The sequence below is a fragment of the Pollutimonas harenae genome, assembly GCF_004153685.1.
Lineage (GTDB): Bacteria > Pseudomonadota > Gammaproteobacteria > Burkholderiales > Burkholderiaceae_B > Pusillimonas_C > Pusillimonas_C harenae.
The window spans coordinates 697,673-719,549 of record NZ_SDQD01000002.1 but is presented as its reverse complement, the minus strand read 5'-3'; the positions used below and the strand labels follow the sequence as shown (position 1 = coordinate 719,549).

The window sequence follows — 21,877 nt, the reverse complement described above, 5'->3', positions numbered from 1 at the left end:
TCATGCTCACGCAAACGCGGGCCTTATGGCCCGCGTTTTTCCGATTTTTGCAGGAATATCTGCTGTTGTCTTCACATCGCCGTTTTTTCTTCGATCCTGGTCTAGGCTGGCGGATAGCCGCTTTCGTAATCGCCTTGTGTGTCATTGCCCCGGTACTTTCACTACTGTGGTTTACCTTCCAGGGTACCGCCGAGCACTGGACCCACCTGCTGCAATTCGTTCTGCCTACAGCCTTATGGAACACCGTGCTGCTGCTCCTGGGCGTTGGCACACTCGTTACCTGCCTGGGTGTAGGTAGTGCCTGGCTGATTACTGCCTACGACTTTCCTTCGCGCAGCATCCTGTCCTGGGCGCTGCTGCTGCCCTTGGCAGTACCTACTTATATCGTGGCGTTCGCTTATCTGGATCTGTTGCATCCCATAGGACCGATCCAGACTGTCTTACGCGAGCTGCTGGGTTACGATAGTCCGCGTCAGTTTCGTCTGCCCGACTTACGCTCCCTGCCTGGCGCCATCTTCCTGCTGGGTTTTGTGCTCTACCCCTATGTATACCTTAGCACTCGTGTGATGTTCGCCACGCAGGCCGGAAGCCTCTTGGAAGCTGCACGCATTTTGGGCACAACCGGGCGCGGAGCCTTCTTTCGCGTTGCACTGCCCATGGCACGACCAGCCATTGCCGTGGGCGTGAGCCTGGCCTTGCTGGAAACACTGAACGATATCGGCGCTTCAGAGTTTCTGGGCGTGCAGACACTGACGGTATCCATCTATACCACTTGGGTCACCCGTTCAGATCTCGCCGGTGCGGCGCAGATCGCATTGGCCATGTTGGCTATTGTCGCTGTACTGATTCTGTTCGAGCGCCATGGCAGACGCCGTCAACGCTATGCCAGCACACAGCGCACACGCACCCTGCAAGCCAGCAAACTGAAGGGATCACAAGCGGTACTTGCCATTGCGCTTGGCTGGTTTCCTATTGTCATAGGCTTTGTGGCTCCCGGGCTCTACCTGCTTAACGAAACCTATAAGCATTTTCACACCATAGGCTCGGTGTCCGATCAGCTATTGCATAGCGGCTACAACACAGTCAAGATCGCTTTGATTGCTACGGTAGTCACCGTGCTCGCCGGGCTGGTGGCAGTCTGGGCAGCACGCGTCATCCGGCACGGCGCACCGATGAGTCTGTCCAGGCTTTGCACCCGCATCGCCACTTGCGGCTATGCCATTCCCGGCACGGTGCTGGCCATAGGCCTGCTCATGCCCTTCATGCTCCTGGACGGGCTGGCCGGCTGGGTCTGGCAAATGTTGGGCAATCCAGATCCGGGGCTACTGCTCATGGGTAGCAGTACAGCACTGGTCTGCGCCTACATGATCCGCTTCCTGGCCATCTCGATTGGCGGTATCGAAGCCGGACTGGCCCGCATTCCACCCTCGCTCGAGCAGGCCTCTCGCTTGCTCGGAGAAACCTCGGCGGGTACTTTGCGACGGGTACACCTGCCCCTGTTGCGGCCAGCCCTGAGCGCGGCTGCCTTGCTGGTCTTTGTTGATACCATGAAGGAACTTCCAGCCACACTGCTGCTGCGACCGGTCAACTTTGAAACCCTGGCTACCTGGCTTTATGCCGAAGCCGCACGAGGCACCTACGAAGAAGGTGCCGTAGCGGCACTGGCCATTGTCCTGGCTGGATTGTTGCCGGTCATACTGCTGGCGCGTGCCCAACTCAAAACAAGTCATTAACCCTATGTCGGATTTCCTTGAATTAGATCGAATCTCGCTGTCATACAATACGCCTGATGGACTCGTCCCGGTCGTTCAGTCTTTGCAGCTAGCCCTGAACAAAGGTGGCATAGGCTGCTTGCTGGGTGCATCAGGCTGCGGTAAAACGACCATATTACGAGCCATCGCCGGTTTTGAGCCTTTGCGCGAGGGGTCAATTTCGCTGGGTGGTTGCTGCCTGTCTGAAGTTGGCCGGCAACTGGCGCCCGAGCGCCGCAATGTGGGCATGATGTTTCAGGACTATGCCTTGTTTCCTCATCTGACTGTCGAAAAAAATATCGCTTTCGGCTTACGCAAATGGGACAAGGCACGCCGCACACAACGAGTCAGCGAGCTCCTCGCCTTGACGGGGCTTGAAGGCACAGAACGCCGCTACCCCCATGAGTTATCAGGCGGACAGCAACAACGGGTTGCCCTGGCACGCGCTCTGGCACCGGAACCCGATCTGCTGCTTCTCGATGAACCATTTTCCAACCTTGACGTCGACACACGCGAGCGACTGGCTTTCGAGGTGCGCGACATTCTGAAGAGCACAGGCCATACTGCCATGCTGGTTACCCATAACCAGGCCGAGGCATTCGCCATTGCTGACCGGATCGGCGTCATGCAGCAAGGCAAAATCGTTCAGTGGGACACTCCCCACGGTCTGCATCAACATCCCGTCAATGACTTCGTGGCGGACTTCATCAAGCGCGAAACCCTGATGTCACTGCGCGCACAGGCCTATTTGCGTGGAGAAGTCGTTTAGGGTCTATCGAGCTTAATTGTCCAGGCCTAGCTCGCTACATTTGCGTGTCAGCGTATTACGCCCTATGCCCAGGCGCTGTGCCGCTTCCATGCGCCGGCCCCGACTATGCGCCAACGCAGTCTCGAGCAACACCCGCTCGAAGTCGCGTAGGAGCGTCGCCATGATTGCAGGCTCATTGCGCATAAGTCGTCGCTCAGCTTCTTGCGTCAGCTCACGCGTCCAGGCTGGCGCCGCAAGGTCGACCCTGGCGAGGGCAACGTCCGCTTCTGAACGCTGCGTAGTCTGCTGGGACGATATATTGGGCGTGGCGTCATGCGTATCGGCAATAGGTTTAGCACCCTGATTGCGCACATGCTCAAGTACTTCGGGCGGCAGGTCTTTGGCTTCGATTACCTGACCTGAAGACATGACCGTCAACCACTGGCAAAGATTCTCCAGCTGGCGGATGTTGCCAGGAAAATTGAACGAAGACAGCCAATGCATGGCTTCGACAGACAAGCGTCGGGCGGGAACGCCGAGATCCTCGGCACTGTTACGCATGAACAGCTGGGTCAATGCCGGGATGTCTTCGGTACGCTCCCGCAAAGGCGGCAAACGCAGCCTGATGACATTCAGGCGGTGAAAAAGGTCTTCGCGAAAACTGCCTTCGGCCACCCGCTGTTCCAACGGTTGATGAGTCGCTGCCACAATTCGCACATTGGCCTGTATGGCCTGCGATCCTCCTACTCGGTAAAAGCTGCCTTCGGCCAGCACCCTGAGCAGCCGGGTTTGCAACTCCAGCGGCATATCACCGATTTCATCGAAAAACAGCGTGCCATTATTGGCTTCTTCGAAACGCCCTCGGCGTTGTTGAGTTGCTCCGGTAAACGCACCCCGCTCATGTCCGAACAACTCTGCCTCGAGCAGGTCCTTGGGTATGGCGGCCGCATTCAGCGCAACAAAAGGCCCTTGCGCCCGATTACTGTGATCATGCAGGGCACGGGCGATCAGCTCTTTTCCAGTACCTGATTCTCCGGTAATCAACACAGTGACGCTGGAAGCCGCCAGACGCCCTATGGCTCGGAATACTTCTTGCATGGCCGGAGAGGCTGACTGCACCATCACCCGTCCCGTCTGCCGGGGAATGCTTTCAGTGCCGTGCTCGGCAGGTGCCTCTTTTTCGTCCGTTCGTGCCGCTCGCTGTATCAGACCAACAGCTGCATTCACATCAAACGGCTTGGGCAAGTAGTCAAATGCCCCCTTCTGGAAGGCTTTTACCGTACTATTCAAATCGGTGAATGCCGTCATGACGATAACTGGCAAACCAGGTTGAGCCTGCTTGATGCGATGAAGCAGGCTCAGTCCATCTTCACCAGGCATGCGCACATCGGTCACCAGTACAGATGGCGTTTCGGTTTCGAATGCGGCCAGGACCTGGCCCGCTGAATCAAAGCTGCGAGCCGGTATGGCCACACGCGCCAGGGCCTTTTCAAGCACCCAGCGTATGCTCTGGTCGTCATCAACTATCCATACAGCTTTCATACAGACTCCAAAGGCAGGATCAGGCGAAATTCCGTCTGGCCCTCGATCGAATCGAACTCAACGATGCCGCCATGCTGCTGAACAAATTCCTGAGCCAGGCTCAGGCCCAGCCCTGTGCCGCTGGCCCGTCCGGTCACCAGCGGGTGAAACAGCTTGTCTCGCAACCCTATTGGCACACCAGGACCATTGTCGAGCACCGACACCACAATAGCCAGCTTGGCCTGGTGAGCGGCGAGCAACAGCTGCCGGCCTATCCGGGTACGCAGGGTGATGCACGGCCCTTCTGTCGATTGTGTTTCATTCAGTACCTGGGCAGCATTGCGCGTAATATTCAGCATGGCCTGCAACAGACGTGCAAAGTCTCCCTTCACATCAGGAACCGACGCATCGTAGTCGCGGGTAAAACCAATCTTTGGAAACTCGGCCTTGACCAAAGTGTGCACCCGCTCACAAATCTCGTGAATATTGAAGGTGCTTTCCTGCAAAGTTTCGCCCTGGGGTGCGATCAGGCGATCCACCAAGCCTGCGAGCCGGTCTGCCTCGGCAATAATCACCTGCGTGTATTCATCCAGAGCATCATCGCCCAACTCGGCTTCCAGCAATTGTGCAGCGCCCCGTATACCACCCAAGGGGTTCTTGACCTCGTGTGCCAGATTACGCAATGATTCGCGCTGTGCGGTCAATTCCTTGCTTAGCTGTTGATGGCGCTGGATCAAGATGTGGTGCTCCACCAGCCGCACTTCGACCAAGGCGGACCATGCCTGCTTGTCCAGCGGCACGACCGCCAGACTGACCGCCACTCTTTCGCCGCGGCGATCCACCACCAGGTCCTGCCGCAAAATGCCGAAACGGCCGGCAATGGCGTCAGGCAACCGCTCGGCCAGCGCCTCATCCGAGCCAAACAACTTGTGTACCGGCTGACCAAGCAGCTGACGGCGTGAAACGCTGAACAGCTCCTCGGCTGCCGTATTGGCATGCTCAATGCAGCCATCACCATTCAGCAGCAACACGGCGGTCGATAGTAAGTCGTAACTGGCTACGTCCATGACTCTTCCTGATGCTGCCGTAAAACGGCAGATGGCCGCCCCGATACTACAGGCTGTAATACATATCGAACTCGACGGGATGCGTAGTCATGCGCAAGCGCGTGACTTCGGCCATCTTCAGATCGATATAGGCATCCAGCATATCGTTGCTGAATACACCTCCACGCGTCAGGAACTCGCGGTCCTGATCGAGCGCGGCAATAGCTTCTTCCAGCGATGCGCAAACGGTTGGGATCTTTGCATCTTCTTCTGGCGGCAGGTCGTACAAGTTCTTGTCGGCCGGATCGCCAGGATGAATCTTGTTCTGAACACCATCGAGACCCGCCATCATCAAGGCGGAGAAAGCCAAGTAGGGATTGGCCAGAGGGTCGGGGAAACGAGCTTCTACGCGACGGGCTTTGGGGTTGCCGACATAAGGAATGCGGATGGAGGCCGAGCGGTTGCGGGCCGAATAAGCCAGTTTGACGGGTGCTTCGTAATGCGGAACCAGACGTTTGTACGAGTTGGTACCGGGGTTGGTGATGGCATTGAGCGCTTTCGCGTGCTTGATGATGCCGCCAATATAGAACAAGGCAAATTCAGACAGGCCTGCGTAGCCATTGCCGGCAAACAGGTTCTGACCGTCTTTCCAGATGGACTGGTGTACGTGCATGCCGGAACCGTTATCGCCAACGATAGGCTTGGGCATGAAAGTGGCCGTCTTGCCATAGACGTGGGCCACATTATGCACTGTGTATTTCAGGATCTGATTCCAGTCGGCACGCTCGACAAGAGTGCTGAACCGGGTACCGATCTCAAGCTGTCCAGGGCCGGCAACTTCGTGGTGATGCACCTCGACGGGCACGCCCTGCTGTTCCAGCAGAAGGCACATTTCGGAGCGCATGTCGTGAAACGAATCGACCGGAGGAACGGGCACATAGCCGCCCTTGGCACGAGGACGATGGCCCAGATTGCCGCCTTCGAGTTCCATGCTGCGTGACCAGGGAGCCTCTTCGGACTTGATCTTGACAAAGCAGCCGGACATATCGTCGTTCCAGGTGATGCCGTCAAAGACAAAGAATTCTGGCTCGGGGCCAAAATAAGCCGTATCACCCAAGCCGCTGGACTTCAGATAGGCTTCGGCACGCTTGGCCAGGGAGCGCGGATCACGGTCGTAGCCCTTCAGGTCTGAAGGCTCGACCACATCGCAAGTCAGATTAAGAGTAGGCTCTTCACGGAAGGGATCCAGACGTGCCGACTTTGCATCCGGGATCAGCACCATATCGGACGCTTCTATGCCCTTCCAGCCGGCAATGGATGAACCGTCGAATGCAACCCCTGTTTCAAGCTTTTCTTCATCTACGGTGTGGGCCGGGGCCGTGAGATGGTGTGCTTTGCCCAGCGTATCAGTAAAGCGGAAGTCAACAAAAGCGATTTCGCGTTCTGTAATGAGTTTGACGACGTCTTCGGGTGTGGACATATAGGGGCTCCTGAGCCAAAGTAAGCGGAAAAATTAAAGACAGGTCCTATCAAGCAAAAGCCATGCCAGTTTTGTTCGCAGGGTTGATGCCAGATTTGCGCATGTGGATGGCTGATTGCACCAAAACAAGGCCAAACGCACCCTTATGGTGCAAATTATAGTGCGCCCAGCGCTTATACAAGATTTTTTTTCTCTGTATGAAAAGTGCCTGGAAAAACTCAATCAAGAAATTCGGCCTGCAGCTCATTAAGGAATTGCCAGCCCTGCTCCGTTGCCTGCAGCCTTTCATGGCCTGGTTCGAGCAAGCCACGCGCTACCGCGCGCTCGAGCGCTGGTGCAATGGCGAGAATCGACTGCCCGGTCCGCTCTATATAGCTGCTACGTAGAACCCCTTGCTTGAGCCGCAAGGCGTTAATCATGAACTCAAAACCCAGGTCTTTCCAGTCTATTTGCCGGTCTTCTGATAAATGACTGCCATCGCGCAGCACGGCTTTCGCCATCCAGGACGATGGATTTTTAAGCTTGGCCTGACGCACGATTTTGTCGTGGAAAGACAACTTTCCGTGTGCTCCCGGACCTATGCCCAGATAATCACCAAACTCCCAGTAATTCAGGTTATGCCGACAGCGCTGGCCGGGCTGCGCATAGGCGGAGACCTCGTAGCGCTCCCACCCCCCGGCAGCCGTGGCTTCGGCGATCATATCCTGCATGGTCGCGCTGCTATCGTCATCCGGTACAGTCGGGGGATACTTGGCAAAAACCGTGTTGGGCTCCAGCGTAAGGTGGTATAGCGACAAATGCCCGGTCTGGAATGACATGGCATGCCGCAGGTCCTGGACACATTCGTCAATGGATTGATTGGGCAGGGCATACATGATGTCCAGATTGACCCTGTCGACCACCTTCTGTGCCACCTCGATTGCGGCACAGGCCTGCTCGGCGCTATGAATGCGCCCCAAGGCTGCGAGCGCCCGATTATCGAAACTTTGTATACCCAGGGAAATTCGGTTGACGCCGCTGGCAGCATAATCGGCAAAGCGGCCGGCCTCTACCGTGCCCGGATTGGCCTCCAGGGTAATTTCGGCATCGGGCAATAGATTCAGGCAAGCCCGGAACATGGCCAGCATCTGGTCCAGTGCCTGGCCAGACAACAGGCTGGGCGTCCCACCTCCAATAAAAATGGAAACCACCTGGCGGCCCCAGATCAAAGGCAGCGCCTGCTCCAGATCGGCCTGCAAGGCGGCCAGATAATCCAGCTCAGGCAGTTCCGCACCCAGTTCGTGCGAATTGAAATCACAGTAAGGGCATTTGCGTACACACCAGGGAACATGTACATACAAAGACAGAGGCGGCAGGCTCGTCAGTATTGTCTTACCCCCCACTCCAGGTACAACCGGGGACGACCGGGGTGGTTGAATCAGCCTGGCGCCGGCTGCGGAGCCAGCCTCGTCGGATCGAGGCACGACCGTGGGCTTCTTCATGCCACACGTGCTCGCAGAGCACCCAACAACACCTGCAAGGCCTGAGCGCGATGGCTTTGGGCATTTTTTTCCGCAGGCTCGAGCTCGGCTACGGTCCGGTCCTGATCAGGCAGATAGAAATAAGGATCGTAACCAAAACCGTTATCTCCTCGTGGCTGGTCTATGATCCGTCCCTGCCAGCTACCTTCGGCAATCAGGGGCCGAGGATCGTCAGCAGAGCTCACGTACACCAACACCGCAACATAACAGGCACTGCGATCAGTCTGTGATGCCAGTTGTGCCACCAGATGCCGATTATTGGCGGCATCAGACTTTTCACCGCCTGCCATGGCGGCATAGCGAGCCGAATAGACCCCGGGAGCGCCGTTCAGGGCCTGTGTACACAAACCGGAATCGTCGGCCAGAGCAGGCAAACCCGTTTGTCTGCTGGCATGGCGCGCCTTGGCCAAAGCATTTTCCACGAATGTGGCATGAGGCTCTTCGGCCTCGGACACCCCCAATTCGCCTTGTGCCACCATGTCTATGCCCGCCTGGGCCAATATGGCTGAAAATTCTTTCAGCTTGCCTGCATTATTGGAGGCCAATACCACTTTAGTCATTCTTTTCGTCCTCAACGATTTCCTCTTGGCTGGTCACGGCATCCTTGACCAGCAAAGACACCAGCTCTTTGGCGAACACAGGCAGACGGTCAAATTGCCGGACACAGATATGCAGTCGCCGCAATGCCCAGGCATCATTCAGTGAGATCAGCTTCAAGGGCAAATCCTTGATGTAACGCCGCGCGGCTGTTTCCGGAATCACGCCTATGCCTACATGGGAGGCAACCATACGGCAGGCCGCTTCAAAATTGCTGACCTCTACGCGAAAACGCAGCACCCTGCCCAGGTCATCAGCCGCTTGCAGCAAAAACGCATGAATGGCGCTGGTCTCCGACAGGCCTACATAATCGTAGGCCAGGGTTTCGTCAAAATTAATGGATTCATTTGCCGCCAGGGGATGGTCCCGATGGGTGACCAGCACCAGCCTGTCGGTGCGATAAGGCAGAAACTCGATATTTTCACCACCACCCTCCTGGGCTGTAATGCCTATGTCTGCGGAACCATCGGCAACTGCCTTGACGACAAGATAACTGAGCCGCTCACGCAGTTCCACATTGACGTCGCGGTGCATACCCAGATAGCTGGCCAGGATGTTGGGCATGAATTCATTCATGGCGGTGGTGTTGGCATACACCCTGACCCTGCCCTTGACGCCACTGGCGTATTCCTGGATATCGCCCCGCAGGTGCTCAAGCTGGCGCAGCACAATACGGGCATGACGTATAAAGGCCTCGCCTGACGGGGTCAGGGTCACGCCCTGGCTGTTCCGATAGAACAAAGCCGTGCCCAGATGGTTTTCAAGATTCTTGACCCGATTGCTTGCCGCCGGCAGCGATAAAAACGAGCGCTCGGCACCTTTGGTCATGCTTTGTGCGCTGGCCACATTTACCATCAACTGCATATCGGTCAAATCAAAGTGCATGGCCATGTTGGCGCTTCCCCAGATGTTCTCTTCAAAATTCGCAAACCCCGGCTTAAGCAAGCAATAATTGGCAAGCTTGGCGGGTTCAGGCAAAGTAATCGCTATTGTAATAAACCGGACCGCACACCATGACCCAGCATGCCAACTCATTTCAAGACATCCGCGATGCCATCCGCGATCTCTGCGCCCAGTTTCCGGCAGAGTATTTTCGCAAAATTGACGAAGAGCGCGGCTATCCTGAAGAGTTTGTCCAGACGCTGACCGAAGCCGGCTGGCTGGCGGCCCTGATTCCCGAAGAATACGGCGGTTCAGGCTTAAGCCTGACTGAAGCTTCGGTCATCATGGAAGAGATCAACCGCAACGGCGGGAACTCAGGTGTGTGCCACGGCCAGATGTATAACATGGGTACTTTACTACGCCACGGCTCAGCCGAGCAGAAACAACTTTATCTGCCCCGCATCGCCAGCGGTGAATTGCGCCTGCAATCCATGGGTGTCACCGAGCCCACCACAGGCACCGACACCACCAAGATCAAGACCACAGCCGTCAAAAAAGGCGACCGCTATGTGATCAATGGTCAGAAAGTATGGATTTCACGCATACAGCACTCCGACCTGATGATATTGCTGGCGCGCACCACACAGCTGGATCAGGTCAAGAAGAAATCCGAAGGCATGTCCATCTTTCTGGTCGACCTGCACCAGGCCATAGGAAAAGGCATGGAAGTACGCCCCATTCCCAATATGGTCAATCACGAAACCAATGAGCTGTTCTTCGACAACCTTGAAATCCCCGCCGAAAACCTGATCGGCGAAGAAGGCAAAGGCTTCAAGTACATCCTGGACGGCCTGAACGCCGAACGCACCCTGATTGCCGCCGAGTGTATCGGCGACGGCCACTGGTTTATCGACAAAGTATCGGCCTACGTTAAAGAGCGCGTTGTTTTCAACCGCCCTATCGGACAAAACCAGGGTGTGCAGTTTCCCATCGCACGTGCCCACATCAACGTCGAAGCCGCCAGCCTGATGCGCTTCGAAGCCTGCCGCCTCTTCGACGCCCACCAGCCCTGCGGCGCCCAGGCCAATATGGCAAAACTGCTGGCTGCCGACGCATCATGGGAAGCCGCCAACGCCTGCCTGCAGTTCCACGGTGGCTTCGGCTTTGCCAACGAATACGACATCGAGCGCAAATTCCGCGAAACACGGCTGTATCAGGTGGCACCCATCTCCACCAATCTGATCCTGTCGTACGTAGCCGAGCACATATTGGGCCTGCCCCGCTCGTTTTGACCCAACCTTCCTGTACAACCGCTTAGCCAAGGATGCGACCATGAGCCACCCCAGTGCAGAACTTGCCGAATTTACCGCCCAACTGAGTTACGACGATATTCCTGCGCCTGTCCTGCGACGCACCGAAGACCTGATGCTCGATTACCTGGTATCGGCATTGGCGGGGTCCAGTGCCCGGGCAGTGCAAAGCATTGCACAGTTCGCCGATGCCATGGGCCCTACCAGCGGCCCTTGCGAAAACCTGGTCACCCGCCGCAGCACCAGCCCGCTGTTCGCTGCCATGGTCAATGCCGCATCGGCCCATATGGTCGAGCAAGATGACGTGCACAATGGCTCGGTATTTCATCCGGCGGCCGTGGTCTTCCCTCCTGCCATTGCGGTGGCACAGGCTTTGGGCCGCTCGGGTAAAGAGCTGCTGGTGGCCTCAGTAGCCGGCTACGAAGCCGGCATACGCATAGGCGAATTCCTGGGTCGTTCACACTACAAGATATTCCATACCACAGGTACGGCAGGTGCCCTGGCGGCGGCGGTGGCCGTCGGCCGGCTACTCAATCTGAATAATGAACAGATGCTGCATGCCCTGGGTTCGGCCGGCACACAAGCAGCTGGCCTGTGGGAGTTCTTGCGTGATGCCGCCGACTCCAAACAATTACATACGGCCAAGGCAGCGGCCAACGGCCTGACTGCTGCCTACCTGGCGCACGATGGCTTTACTGGTGCACGTCAAATACTGGAAGGCCCGCAAGGCATGGCTGCCGGCATGTCCAGCGACGCCAACCCGGCCAAACTGACCGATGGCCTGGGCACGCGCTGGACCGTGCTGGAAACCTCGTTCAAGTTTCATGCTTCCTGCCGACATACGCACCCCGCCGCCGACGCACTGCAGCAAGTATTGCAATCGCACAAGCTGTCGGCCAACGACATTGCATCCGTTGTCGCCCATGTACACCAGGGCGCCATCGATGTCCTGGGGCCCGTCGTCAAACCCGCCTCAGTGCACCAGTCCAAGTTCTCGATGGGCACGGTGCTGGGCCTGATCGCCCTGCATGGCAGGGCCGGCCTGCCAGAGTTCGATACAGCCCTGAACGACCAGGCCACTGCCGACTTCCGCGAACGCGTCTCGATGGACCTCGACACCGAGGTCGACGCCGCCTATCCGGCACAATGGATAGGCAAGGTCACCGTACAAACCTTCGACGGCCGCACTTTGTCGGGTCGTGTCGACGAGCCCAAAGGCGACCCCGGCAATACGCTATCGCGCCCCGAACTCGAAGACAAGGCCCAGCGCCTGGGCACCTATCGCAATGCGGCGAGCACAGATGAGGTCCAGGCCATCATCCAGAAGGTATGGCACCAGGCTGACGCCGAGCGTGTCGGCCATTTCCTGGGCTGAACTCACTCAAGACAGCCAGCCTCAAGACCAAGACCTGGGCCGCTGCCAAGACTTAAGCCAAGACGCGTTTTTGCTCTGCAAGCAACTGCGTTATACCCGCCTGCGCCAAGTCCAGCAGTTCGTCCAGCGCCTTGCGCTCAAAGGTCTGTCCTTCGGCAGTGCCTTGTACTTCCACAAAATGACCGACGCCAGTCATAACGATATTCATGTCTGCGCCGCACCCTGAATCTTCGGTGTAGTCCAGATCCAGCAGCGCCTGCCCACTTACTAGACCCACCGACACCGCAGCCACCTGGTCCAACAAGGGGTTTTGGGTCAGCACACCCTGCTCAAGCAGACCGCGTACCGCCAGGGCAGCCGCCACCCAGGCACCGGTAATGCTGGCGCAACGTGTGCCACCATCTGCTTGCAATACATCGCAGTCGAGCTGCACGGTACGCTCGCCCAAAGCAGTCAGATCGAATACTGCACGCAAGCTACGGCCAATCAGACGCTGGATTTCCTGGGTGCGGCCGCTTTGCTTGCCACGCGCCGCTTCGCGGTCAGAGCGTGTGTGCGTGGAACGAGGCAACATGCCGTACTCGGCTGTTACCCAGCCCTGCCCTTTTCCCTTCAGAAACGGAGGCACTTTTTCGAGCACACTGGCGTTGCACAATACATGTGTATCGCCAGCCTTGATCAATACGGAGCCTTCAGCGTGGCGCGTGTAGCCGGTTTCTATAAACACCGGACGCAACTCGGATGCGCTACGGCCGCTTGAACGTGCGGGTTTGGATGATGGGGAAAGACCAGTTTCAGTCAAATCAGGCTCCGATGAATAAAGAATAAATAATTGAATACATAAAGCTCAGCAGGGGGAATTCTCTCATGGTGACGCCCGGCGCGCGATGGCAGGCACCCACGAACCGCTTACAATAAAGCCTCAAGCAACTTCAGGACTACAACCCTCATGATCCGTAGCATGACCGCTTTTGGCAATGCCCGAGCCGAATCCCCGCAAGGCAGCGTCTCCATCGAGTTTCGCACCGTCAACAGCCGATTCCTGGATGTCAGCTTCCGGCTGCCCGACGAGCTCAGAATGGCAGAAGGCCCCATACGTGAACAACTGGGCCTGGTCATCAAGCGCGGCAAGGTAGAGATCCGGGCCAATTATGCACGCCCTGAAAGCCAGGGCGCCACGGCCCTCGACCTGCACTACCTCACACAGATTGCCAGTCAGCTCGAAGTGGCGCGCCAGTATCTGCCCGACGTTGCCGCACCGCGTCTTAGCGAGCTATTAAACAATTCGTCCGGGCAGAATGCCGCCACCACCGATAGCCAGACCTGGCTGGCCTTGTGTGCACAGGCCACCACTCAGGCACTTGCCGAGCTGCTTGCTGCCCGCGAACGCGAAGGCCGCCGCCTGGCCGATATGATGCTGGCCTGCGCCAGCGATATCGGCACCATAGTGAACCAGGTAGAGGCCGACCTGCCCGCCTTGCTTGCCGAGCACCATGACAAAATCGCTTCCAAATTGCGGGATGCCCTGACAGCCGCCAGTCCTGACGGGTTTGCACAGATCAGCGGCGCCGAGCTTACCGCGCGTATTGCGCAAGAAGCATCGCTGTTTTCGCTGCGCATAGACGTAGCTGAAGAGCTTTCCAGGCTGCGCTCACACATCACCGAACTTGAACACCTGCTTGGTGCGACCAGCAGCAGCGCCAGCCAGGGTAAAAAAGCGCAAGGTAGTGGCAGCGTGGGCAAGCGACTGGATTTCCTATTTCAGGAAATGAATCGCGAAGCCAATACGCTGGGCTCCAAGGCCAGTGCAATCAGTGTGACACGCGCTGCCATCGACTTGAAGCTGCTGATCGAGCAGATGCGTGAACAGGCGCAAAACATCGAGTAACATAAGGCATCAAACAACACTTTTTATTGCAAAATTCATGACATCCACCGCGCTCCCGCTTTTTTATAAACAGCCCCAGGCCTTGCAGCCTGGGCTGCACGCCAAACTATCGCTTGCAAAGCAACCAAATTATGCTTTTGCCGCCAGCGCCAACTCGGTTCCCCTGGTGTCGAGCGAAATGGCCGCAGCCTGCCGGCACTACCCTATTGTTTTTACTGAAGGCGAGCAGCCCGCGCCTGTAGCCGTGCTCGGCTTGCGGGGCCAGGAAAATCTGTTCATCAATGCCGATGGCCAATGGCAGGCTAACTCTTATATACCCGCTTATATTCGTCGCTATCCATTTATTTTTCTAGAGAATGCCGATCAGTTCACGCTATGCGTAGATACCTTGGCAAGCAGTGTAGTTGAAAGCGCCGAGAACTCCTTCTTCGATAACGAGGGCAAGCCCAGCGAACTCACACGCAATGCGCTGGAATTCTGTCGGGAATATCAAAGCCAGCATGCCTATACGCTCGAATTTTCCCGCGCGCTGGCTGAAGCCGATCTGCTGGTCGACAACAAGGCAGACATTACCCTGCCAAATGGTCAGCACCTGACGCTTTCAGGCTTCAAAGTCATTGACGAAGCCAAGTTCAATGCCCTGCCTGAGCAAGAATTTCTGCGCTGGCGCGCCAAGGGCTGGCTAACCCTGGTTTACTGCCACTTGATTTCAGTGGCTACCTGGAACAACCTGCTCAGCCAAGTCAAACCTGACTGATCTTTGCAGCTTTATCGTCGCCTTCGTGTATCCACTCACGCCAGATGGCGACCAGCAACGCCATTAAGACAGGGCCTACGAACAGCCCCACCAGGCCCATGGTCTGAACGCCGCCAACCAGACCAAAGAAAGTGGGCAGGAAAGGCAGCTTGACTGGTCCGCCCACCAGGCGGGGCCGCAAAGTCTTGTCCACAATGAAGAGTTCGACCGTTCCCCATAGAAACAAGCCCAGGCCTGCCATGGGGTCGCCCGAACCCACCAGATATAAGGAAACCACTGTAAACGACAGCGGCGCCCCACCGGGAACCAAGGCCATGAAGCCGGTAATCACCCCTAACAGCACGGGTGACGGCACACCAGCGACCCAGTAGGCCAGGCCCAGCACCACCCCCTCTCCGAGCGCAATCAACCCCATGCCCGTGACAGTAGAGTTGATGGTCGCGGGCACCACACGAGAAAAACGGCGCCAGCGTCCTGGCAAGATGCGGTCGCCGACGATATCGAGCTGACCCAGAATATGGGCGCCATCCTTGTAAATAAAAAACAGGGTGATCAGCATGAAGATCACGCCCAGCAGCAATCGGAACACATCACCTGTTGCAGAGAGCAGCATGCGATAAATATTGCCCAAGTGTTCGCCGCTGACGACTTCAACTATCTCGCCTAATGCATGCGGCTCACCTAGATAAGTCGTCCAGTATTCGGCCAGTCGCGCTCCCACCAGTGGCAAAGCGAGTATCCACGATGGCGCAGGCATGCCTTGCCGGTTAGCAGCCAATGCCCAGGCTATGAAATTGCTGGCTTCCTGCACCGCATAGCTCAGTGCCAGCGACAGGGGCACAATCAGCACAATAATCACTATGACTAAAGCCAATGAGGCCGCCAATGCATTACGGCCATGACAACGACGCAGCAAGCGCAGGTACAAGGGCCAACTGGCCAGGCTGACTATCAATGCAGCCAGGACGGGAACCAGGAAACCGCTCAGAAAGTACAAGCCAACCAGAATAAGCAGCACAAGCAGCCAACGGGCAATCAAAAAAGCGGGCAATACAGGATGCATAGTGTCGGTGCTGTGTTTTTTACATTAAAGGCCCGTTTTGGTGGGCCCATGGAACGAGTGCTGCAAAATGGTTGCTGCATTACCCGGTCTTGCTTTTCGTCTGGAGTGACCCAGGCTCGGTGTTGCGACAATATCACGAAAAAAGTCATAAACAGGAAACTGTGTTTGCGGCAGTATGGTCTTGTCAGAAAAACCGACAAACTTCAGGGAGCTGCTGACCAGGCATCAAGAAAGGCCAGCAATACCTTGGCCGAGTTAGCGGCGGCTATATCCATGAAAGTATGCATTTCGTTGGCGCCGTCCCCTCCGCCAGCCAGATCGCTGAGCGAGCGAAAAGCGATAAAAGGCACGGCATTGGTATAGGCCACCATGGCGCAGGCGGCGCTTTCCATATCCAGCACGTTGGCCTCGAAAGTCTTGAAAACATACTCCCGATACTTGGCATTGTCGACAAAAGCCGCTCCCGATACGCCGTTGCCCCCCACCATCAGGCGTGGCTCACGCTGCAAGCACTGATCGCCTGAGTCGCAGGACTGCAGCGCTATATCACTTAAGCCCCGGGCCACCGCAAGCATGTCGGGATCGACCTCAAACCAGAACTTCTTATGGACCTGTGGTTCATTGGCCGACACCACCTTGACTGGCCGTGTCTGCATCATGCCGAAACCGGGAAAGCCAAGTTTATTCGATGCCGACGGGTCAAACACTCCAGGCGCGACTTCGCGCGCCATCAACACTTCCAGGTACTGTCCCCAGCGGGCAGCCACCACCACATCGCCAATATGCAAGTCTGGGTTGACGCCGCCGGCAATGCCGCTGAACACAATATTACTGATGTTGAACCGATCGAGTGCAAGTTGAGTGGTCATGGCAGCATTGGTCATGCTGATGCCACTCAGGAACAGGACTACAGGCTTGCCCTGCAAGACACCTGTTGTGAACGTCGTGCCGTTGACTGAAAACTGGTGGGTCTGTCTGGTTTTATCCAGCAGCAGACTCAATTCAGGCTCGAAAGCGGAGATCACCGCTATGCGGGGTGTTTCATCAAGTCGCGGAGCGGCGATCGATGGCCGAATGGCCATCAGCACCAACAGCACAGTAGCAAGCAGGCAGCGTAGAAACAATGAGGTCGACTTCATGTACGCGCACCCAGTCGTTCGATCAGGGCTGCATGCTCCGGATGACGATGTGATAGCTTAGCGGTATCGGCTAACTCAAACTCACTGAACTCGAAACCCGGCGCCACCGTGCAGCCAGCCAGCGCATAGCCGTGTGGGTCAGCCAGCTCAGCAGCGAACCAGCAGCCTGCTGGCACCATGACCTGAAATGATGCATCTTCCGTCTGCAATGCATCGCCCAGCCTATGGGTATGCAGCATGCCGGCTTTATCGATCACATGAATCAGCACCACGCAGCCCTTGTAAAAATGCCACATTTCATCGGATGCAATACGATGCCAGGTCGAATACACACCAGCGCTGAGCAGATAGTAAATGGCTGTTGATGCGCTGTGCACAACACGCTCGTCCTGGCGTGCGACCTGTACCGCGCTGCGATATGTCTCGGTGTAATGACCGCCTTCGGGATGGGCTTGCAGGTCAAATCGCCTGATCAGGCGTTCAACCTCGGGGTTGATCGTCATGACCTATGCGCTCCGGGTTATACATTTTCGATTTGCAAAAGATTGTATCTTTACCGCTTGAGATTACAAAGCTGTTATTCAGACAAGAGACACAACGCCCAGCCGTCCAGGTAATGGCAAAGACGGGTATCATGTGCTCCAGCAAGGATTCCACTACTCATGAGCACTGTTGCATCGTCCAGCGAAGCTGTTGAAACGCCCTACGCCTGGGCCAGGCTTGTTGTCTCCCTACTGCTTATGACGCTGGGCGGCTCGGGCATGTATTCGGTTACCGTCGTGCTGCCGCAGATCCAGGCTGAATTCGGCATCAGCCGCTCCGACGCCTCCCTGCCTTATACATTGACTATGCTGGGCTTCGGTCTGGGCGGTATCCTGATGGGCCGGCTTTCAGACCGCTTTGGCGTCATCGTTCCACTGGTCGTTGGTACGCTCGGCCTGGGCACGGGATTCATCTGGGCAGGTTCGGCCGATGCCTTATGGCAATTGAATCTGGCGCAAGGCTTGCTGATAGGCATGCTGGGCACAGCTGCAAGCTTTGCACCTTTGGTGGCCGATACCTCACAATGGTTCACGCGTCGGCGCGGCATTGCGCTGGCTATCTGCATGAGTGGCAACTATCTGGCCGGCACAGTATGGCCTCCCGTGCTGCAGCATTTCATCGATACTGTGGGCTGGCGTCAAACCTATACAGGTGTAGGTATGTTTTGTCTGGCAGCCATGCTGCCGCTGGCATTGGTGTATCGTCGTCGTCCGCCCTCAATAGCCGTGGGCACCCCTGGCACAGCAGCCCAACGTCAAACATTCTTTACTCGTGAGGCTGCCCGTTTCGATCCATCCAGACCGCTGGGATTTTCCCCTGGAACGCTGCAAACCTTGCTCTGCATCGCGGGCGTAGCCTGTTGCGTCGCGATGGCCATGCCCCAGGTGCATATCGTGGCCTATTGTGGCGACCTAGGGTTGGGCGCGGCGCGTGGTGCCGAAATGCTGGCCTTGATGCTGGGGCTGGGTATCATCAGCCGCCTGGGGTCGGGCTGGATCTCCGACCACATCGGAGGCTTGCGTACACTGCTTCTCGGCTCGGTGCTCCAGGGCATTGCACTGCTCATGTTCCTGCCCAGCAAGGGCCTGGTATCGCTATATATCATTTCGGGCATGTTCGGCCTGTTCCAGGGTGGTATCGTGCCCGCCTATGCCTTGATCGTGCGCGAGTATTTTTCCCCAGCTGAAGCCGGCGCGAGGGTTGGAACCGTACTGATGGCTACCCTGTTCGGCATGGCCCTCGGAGGCTGGATGTCGGGGGCCATCTTCGACCTGAGCGGCTCATACCAGGCGGCCTTTATCAACGGCATAGCCTGGAACCTGCTGAACATCAGCATTATCGGGTTTCTGCTGTACCGCTCCAGGCGCGGCCCCGGTCCTGCAGGCCTTACAGCACGGGCCTGAGTCTGAAACAAACTGCAGTCGACTGGACCCGAACTTGTTACTGCCCACCACGGTAGCCTGGCATTCGATGCCAAACGGTTTTTCCATCTTTTTTTACTGTGTATAAAAACAGTAAACATCCAATATCCCTGCAGCTTATAGGGAGGACTTAAAAAAAAACTTAAATTAATGATGTAACTATCTAATATATAGCTATTTTTTCTGATACTATTTCGAGAATCAAAAATACTTCGATGGGCCGGCCATGTCTTTTACCTGGAATCCACCACATTCCCGCTATTCGCTATTGACTGTAACGCCCATACTGTTGCTGGCATCCAGTCTGAGTCTGCCCGTGCAAGCCAGCTCCAGTGCCGAGCAACAAGCAGCTAGCACTCATCAAACCCGTATCGTTCAACGCCAGAACCTGCAACCCGTCAACTACACCCCCAAGGGCGCGCAGCAAAGCCAAATACGCGTTGGTGTGCGCAATCCGGGGCAGCATGACAACGACATTGTCGTGCATCGCGCTGCTCGGGAAGCGGATCTCGCACCGCTGACCAATCTGGCCACCTTGCGTGCTGAAGTTGCCTTTGTTCAAGACCTCGACAGCCTTGATGTCCTGTACGACAAGAAGGGAGACGAAGTTCGCCCCATCGCTTCGATCTCCAAGCTTATGACGGCCCTCGTCATTGCCGAGGCCAAGCAGCCCATGGACGACATCCTTACTATTTCAGATGCCGACGTCGATCGCTTGCGTTATTCTCGCTCTCGTCTGGCGGTTGGCACGCAACTGTCGCGTGCCGATATGCTGCACCTGGCCTTGATGTCATCAGAAAACCGTGCCGCCCATGCCCTCGGGCGCTACTATCCGGGCGGCATGCCCGCCTTCGTACGCGCCATGAACGACAAGGCCCGTGCGCTGGGCATGCGCAATACCCATTTTGTAGAACCTACCGGCCTGTCCAGTGACAATGTGTCCACTTCGCGCGATCTGGTCAAGCTGCTGCGCGCCGCCAGCGAGCATAAGCTCATACACCGCTATACCACCGACGACAAGTACAAAGTCACCGTCGGCCGGGGCCGACAGTTGGTCTACAACAATACCAATCGATTGGTGGGTAACTCCAAATGGGACATCAAGGTATCCAAAACCGGCTTCATCAACGAAGCGGGTGAATGCCTGGTCATGCTGGCCCGAATCGATCAACGCGATGTCGCCATCGTTTTGTTGAACTCCAGCAACCATTCCCGCATAGGCGATGCGGTGCGTTTACGTACTCTGTTGGTCGAAAACGAAAACAAGCTAGCCATGCTTTAATTTTCCTGTAATGTGCATCGCCTATCTGGCCATTGCGGCACACCCCGACTGGCCCTTGTTCATCGCCGCCAATCGCGACGAATTCCATGACCGGCCTTGCCTGCCCGCAGCTCCGTGGACAGAGCATCCTGATGTCATTGCAGGCATAGATTGCCAGGCCCAAGGAAGCTGGTTGGGCGTCACACGGCAAGGGCGATATGCCCTGATCACCAACTATCGTGATCCGTCCACCTTAATTGACAACGCCCCCACACGCGGGCAACTGATCAGCCAGTACCTGATCGGCCACGAGTCACCTCAGACCTACGCACAGCAGGTGCACTCCATAGGTACACTTTATAATGGCTTCAATCTGATCATCGGTGACCGCCAGCAGTCTTTTTATACCGGCAACCGGCACGGGCAGGACAAGCCTAGCCAATTGACACCAGGCCGCTATATTCTCTCCAACCATTTATTGAACACAAACTGGCCCAAAGCCGAGCGCCTGCGCCTGGCGCTGGATGCCTTTCCCCTGGAGCACCTGGATCAGTCATTGACGCCTGTTTTTGACATTCTTAAAGACAACACGCCTGCTCAGGATCATGCCCTGCCCAGCACAGGCCTGACATTGGAGCGAGAGCGCCTGCTCAGCAGCCCTTTTATAGTCAGCCCGGACTACGGCACGCGTTGCTCGACCATTATTGCCCTGCATGCCAGCGGCCGCGCCATACTCAGCGAAATCAGCTATGACGCCTCAGGTGCCCCCACCCAACGCCATGACTGGCCATTTGCCGTGTCGTAAACTAGGCAGACCGACTATTGGATTAGTGCAGGATTCTAGCGGGGTCGCTCGTGGGCTGTGCCTTTTGATCGGCCTGCTGCTGCAAAGAACCCATGGCTTCTTCCCAACTACGCAAAGGAACACAGGTTTGCAAACGCACAATAGCCTGCCTGATCAGGGCGTCGTGCAACTCGTGCCCGATTTGTGAGGCCACATCCAGTGTGGCATCGCCCTGCAATTCGGCCAGACGGCTTAGCGTTGATTCGACCTCGTTGAGTGATACCTGCTGGTCGTTGGCACCATGGAAAAAATGCAACAAGGTGGCGGACGGCACTTCGGTGGGGGGCGTGACATACAGGCCCGAAAAAGCCAGCACACGGCCAGCCAGACCAGGTTGAGCATGGCTGGCTTCCAACGCCATCGAAGCGCCTTGTGAAAAACCCGCCAATGCGGTCTGTTGGCCAGACAAGCCATAACTGCGCTGCAGCTGCTGCACCTGTTGGATCAGGTCGGGTAATTGCCTGCCGACATCATGGAGACCCCGGGGCAGCACCACCATAGACAAAGGAAATGCCTGCTTGATGGCATCAGCCAGGGGCAACAGCTGTTCAGGATCGGCCTCTTCACCATGCAGCAGGACAAAAAGCAATTGAGGCTTGTCATGGGCCGGAATAAAAATCAAAGGCTCGGAAAGAGCGGGCTTGGTTGCCATGCGGTAAACACCCTGATCTGGAACAATAGAAAATTGTACGCCAGATATTCTTATCAAATTTAGGCTATATTAACTGTAT

Annotated in this window: 20 protein-coding genes; 9 read left to right on the top strand and 11 right to left on the bottom strand. The window is 56.5% G+C overall.

Going from position 1 to position 21,877, the window contains the following annotated elements; genetic code table 11:
• Positions 1–2 precede the first annotated feature (2 nt).
• Entirely contained in the window at positions 3–1,733 is a 1,731-nt protein-coding gene (locus tag ERD84_RS10195; protein ID WP_245150664.1) for an ABC transporter permease, read from the top strand.
• 4 nt (positions 1,734–1,737) lie between these two features.
• Positions 1,738–2,520, top strand: a complete 783-nt coding sequence (locus ERD84_RS10190; protein ID WP_130039501.1) for an ABC transporter ATP-binding protein — start codon at positions 1,738–1,740, stop codon at positions 2,518–2,520.
• Between the two features lie 12 nt (positions 2,521–2,532).
• On the opposite strand, the gene ntrC is transcribed toward ERD84_RS10190, so the two are convergent.
• The 6 genes from ntrC to ERD84_RS10160 all read right to left on the bottom strand — a co-directional run bounded on the left by ntrC (position 2,533) and on the right by ERD84_RS10160 (position 9,554).
• Positions 2,533–4,041, bottom strand: a complete 1,509-nt coding sequence (gene ntrC / locus ERD84_RS10185; RefSeq protein ID WP_130039500.1) for a nitrogen regulation protein NR(I) — start codon at positions 4,039–4,041, stop codon at positions 2,533–2,535.
• The gene (gene glnL, locus ERD84_RS10180) at positions 4,038–5,087 is read right to left on the bottom strand and encodes a nitrogen regulation protein NR(II) (RefSeq protein ID WP_130039499.1); all 1,050 of its coding nucleotides are present in this window, start codon (positions 5,085–5,087) and stop codon (positions 4,038–4,040) included. The genes ntrC and glnL overlap by 4 nt, the downstream gene beginning before the upstream one ends.
• A gap of 46 nt (positions 5,088–5,133) precedes the next feature.
• Entirely contained in the window at positions 5,134–6,546 is a 1,413-nt protein-coding gene (glnA, locus tag ERD84_RS10175) for a type I glutamate--ammonia ligase (RefSeq protein WP_130039498.1), read from the bottom strand.
• A 218-nt stretch (positions 6,547–6,764) separates the two neighbouring features.
• Positions 6,765–8,027, bottom strand: coding sequence for a radical SAM family heme chaperone HemW (hemW, locus tag ERD84_RS10170; protein ID WP_130039497.1), 1,263 nt, complete (start codon positions 8,025–8,027; stop codon positions 6,765–6,767).
• Positions 8,024–8,626: an RdgB/HAM1 family non-canonical purine NTP pyrophosphatase gene (gene rdgB, locus ERD84_RS10165; protein ID WP_130039496.1), complete on the bottom strand. Its 603-nt coding sequence runs from the start codon at positions 8,624–8,626 to the stop codon at positions 8,024–8,026. The genes hemW and rdgB overlap by 4 nt, the downstream gene beginning before the upstream one ends.
• Positions 8,619–9,554 (bottom strand): LysR family transcriptional regulator, encoded by a 936-nt coding sequence (locus ERD84_RS10160; RefSeq protein WP_130039495.1) that lies wholly within the window; start codon positions 9,552–9,554, stop codon positions 8,619–8,621. The genes rdgB and ERD84_RS10160 overlap by 8 nt, the downstream gene beginning before the upstream one ends.
• A gap of 122 nt (positions 9,555–9,676) precedes the next feature.
• Between ERD84_RS10160 and ERD84_RS10155 the strand changes: the two genes are divergently transcribed.
• Both ERD84_RS10155 and ERD84_RS10150 read left to right on the top strand, forming a co-directional pair.
• Positions 9,677–10,837, top strand: a complete 1,161-nt coding sequence (locus ERD84_RS10155; protein WP_130039494.1) for an acyl-CoA dehydrogenase family protein — start codon at positions 9,677–9,679, stop codon at positions 10,835–10,837.
• A 40-nt stretch (positions 10,838–10,877) separates the two neighbouring features.
• Positions 10,878–12,230 (top strand): MmgE/PrpD family protein, encoded by a 1,353-nt coding sequence (locus ERD84_RS10150; RefSeq protein ID WP_130039493.1) that lies wholly within the window; start codon positions 10,878–10,880, stop codon positions 12,228–12,230.
• A gap of 52 nt (positions 12,231–12,282) precedes the next feature.
• Here the strand turns inward: ERD84_RS10150 and rph are convergent, their stop codons facing one another.
• Positions 12,283–13,032: a ribonuclease PH gene (gene rph / locus ERD84_RS10145; protein ID WP_130039492.1), complete on the bottom strand. Its 750-nt coding sequence runs from the start codon at positions 13,030–13,032 to the stop codon at positions 12,283–12,285.
• Between the two features lie 147 nt (positions 13,033–13,179).
• Between rph and ERD84_RS10140 the strand changes: the two genes are divergently transcribed.
• Together ERD84_RS10140 and ERD84_RS10135 are read left to right on the top strand one after the other, a co-directional pair.
• A complete protein-coding gene (locus ERD84_RS10140) occupies positions 13,180–14,118 on the top strand; it encodes a YicC/YloC family endoribonuclease (protein ID WP_130039491.1) in 939 nt (312 codons plus the stop codon).
• Between the two features lie 37 nt (positions 14,119–14,155).
• Entirely contained in the window at positions 14,156–14,875 is a 720-nt protein-coding gene (locus tag ERD84_RS10135; protein ID WP_130039490.1) for a SapC family protein, read from the top strand.
• Here the strand turns inward: ERD84_RS10135 and ERD84_RS10130 are convergent.
• The 3 genes from ERD84_RS10130 to ERD84_RS10120 form a co-directional block, all read right to left on the bottom strand.
• Positions 14,862–15,938, bottom strand: coding sequence for an AI-2E family transporter (locus ERD84_RS10130; protein ID WP_130039489.1), 1,077 nt, complete (start codon positions 15,936–15,938; stop codon positions 14,862–14,864). The two genes, ERD84_RS10135 and ERD84_RS10130, sit on opposite strands and share 14 nt — an antisense overlap.
• A gap of 203 nt (positions 15,939–16,141) precedes the next feature.
• Positions 16,142–17,077, bottom strand: a complete 936-nt coding sequence (locus ERD84_RS10125; RefSeq protein ID WP_130039488.1) for a 5'-methylthioadenosine/S-adenosylhomocysteine nucleosidase — start codon at positions 17,075–17,077, stop codon at positions 16,142–16,144.
• A complete protein-coding gene (locus ERD84_RS10120) occupies positions 17,074–17,580 on the bottom strand; it encodes a cupin domain-containing protein (protein ID WP_130039487.1) in 507 nt (168 codons plus the stop codon). Before ERD84_RS10120 ends, ERD84_RS10125 begins: the two co-directional genes overlap by 4 nt.
• 159 nt (positions 17,581–17,739) lie before the next feature.
• Between ERD84_RS10120 and ERD84_RS10115 the strand changes: the two genes are divergently transcribed.
• The 3 genes from ERD84_RS10115 (at position 17,740) to ERD84_RS10105 (ending at position 21,107) form a co-directional block, all read left to right on the top strand.
• Positions 17,740–19,023 (top strand): MFS transporter, encoded by a 1,284-nt coding sequence (locus ERD84_RS10115; RefSeq protein WP_130039486.1) that lies wholly within the window; start codon positions 17,740–17,742, stop codon positions 19,021–19,023.
• 244 nt (positions 19,024–19,267) lie between these two features.
• Positions 19,268–20,323: a D-alanyl-D-alanine endopeptidase gene (pbpG, locus tag ERD84_RS10110; protein ID WP_130039485.1), complete on the top strand. Its 1,056-nt coding sequence runs from the start codon at positions 19,268–19,270 to the stop codon at positions 20,321–20,323.
• 10 nt (positions 20,324–20,333) lie between these two features.
• The gene (locus tag ERD84_RS10105) at positions 20,334–21,107 is read left to right on the top strand and encodes an NRDE family protein (RefSeq protein WP_130039484.1); all 774 of its coding nucleotides are present in this window, start codon (positions 20,334–20,336) and stop codon (positions 21,105–21,107) included.
• A 22-nt stretch (positions 21,108–21,129) separates the two neighbouring features.
• Here the strand turns inward: ERD84_RS10105 and ERD84_RS10100 are convergent, their stop codons facing one another.
• Positions 21,130–21,798, bottom strand: a complete 669-nt coding sequence (locus ERD84_RS10100) for an alpha/beta hydrolase-fold protein (RefSeq protein WP_130039483.1) — start codon at positions 21,796–21,798, stop codon at positions 21,130–21,132.
• Between the last annotated feature and the right edge of the window lie 79 nt (positions 21,799–21,877).

Excerpts from the sequence above, each read along its gene's own strand:
- ERD84_RS10195 (WP_245150664.1), top strand. The coding sequence starts at position 3 with ATGCTCACGCAAACGCGGGCCTTATGGCCCGCGTTTTTCCGATTTTTG.
- ERD84_RS10190 (WP_130039501.1), top strand. The coding sequence starts at position 1,738 with ATGTCGGATTTCCTTGAATTAGATCGAATCTCGCTGTCATACAATACG.
- ntrC (WP_130039500.1), bottom strand. The coding sequence starts at position 4,041 with ATGAAAGCTGTATGGATAGTTGATGACGACCAGAGCATACGCTGGGTG.
- glnL (WP_130039499.1), bottom strand. The coding sequence starts at position 5,087 with ATGGACGTAGCCAGTTACGACTTACTATCGACCGCCGTGTTGCTGCTG.
- glnA (WP_130039498.1), bottom strand. The coding sequence starts at position 6,546 with ATGTCCACACCCGAAGACGTCGTCAAACTCATTACAGAACGCGAAATC.
- hemW (WP_130039497.1), bottom strand. The coding sequence starts at position 8,027 with ATGAAGAAGCCCACGGTCGTGCCTCGATCCGACGAGGCTGGCTCCGCA.
- rdgB (WP_130039496.1), bottom strand. The coding sequence starts at position 8,626 with ATGACTAAAGTGGTATTGGCCTCCAATAATGCAGGCAAGCTGAAAGAA.
- ERD84_RS10160 (WP_130039495.1), bottom strand. The coding sequence starts at position 9,554 with ATGGCCATGCACTTTGATTTGACCGATATGCAGTTGATGGTAAATGTG.
- ERD84_RS10155 (WP_130039494.1), top strand. The coding sequence starts at position 9,677 with ATGACCCAGCATGCCAACTCATTTCAAGACATCCGCGATGCCATCCGC.
- ERD84_RS10150 (WP_130039493.1), top strand. The coding sequence starts at position 10,878 with ATGAGCCACCCCAGTGCAGAACTTGCCGAATTTACCGCCCAACTGAGT.
- ERD84_RS10140 (WP_130039491.1), top strand. The coding sequence starts at position 13,180 with ATGATCCGTAGCATGACCGCTTTTGGCAATGCCCGAGCCGAATCCCCG.
- ERD84_RS10135 (WP_130039490.1), top strand. The coding sequence starts at position 14,156 with ATGACATCCACCGCGCTCCCGCTTTTTTATAAACAGCCCCAGGCCTTG.
- ERD84_RS10130 (WP_130039489.1), bottom strand. The coding sequence starts at position 15,938 with ATGCATCCTGTATTGCCCGCTTTTTTGATTGCCCGTTGGCTGCTTGTG.
- ERD84_RS10125 (WP_130039488.1), bottom strand. The coding sequence starts at position 17,077 with ATGAAGTCGACCTCATTGTTTCTACGCTGCCTGCTTGCTACTGTGCTG.
- ERD84_RS10120 (WP_130039487.1), bottom strand. The coding sequence starts at position 17,580 with ATGACGATCAACCCCGAGGTTGAACGCCTGATCAGGCGATTTGACCTG.
- ERD84_RS10115 (WP_130039486.1), top strand. The coding sequence starts at position 17,740 with ATGAGCACTGTTGCATCGTCCAGCGAAGCTGTTGAAACGCCCTACGCC.
- pbpG (WP_130039485.1), top strand. The coding sequence starts at position 19,268 with ATGTCTTTTACCTGGAATCCACCACATTCCCGCTATTCGCTATTGACT.
- ERD84_RS10105 (WP_130039484.1), top strand. The coding sequence starts at position 20,334 with ATGTGCATCGCCTATCTGGCCATTGCGGCACACCCCGACTGGCCCTTG.
- ERD84_RS10100 (WP_130039483.1), bottom strand. The coding sequence starts at position 21,798 with ATGGCAACCAAGCCCGCTCTTTCCGAGCCTTTGATTTTTATTCCGGCC.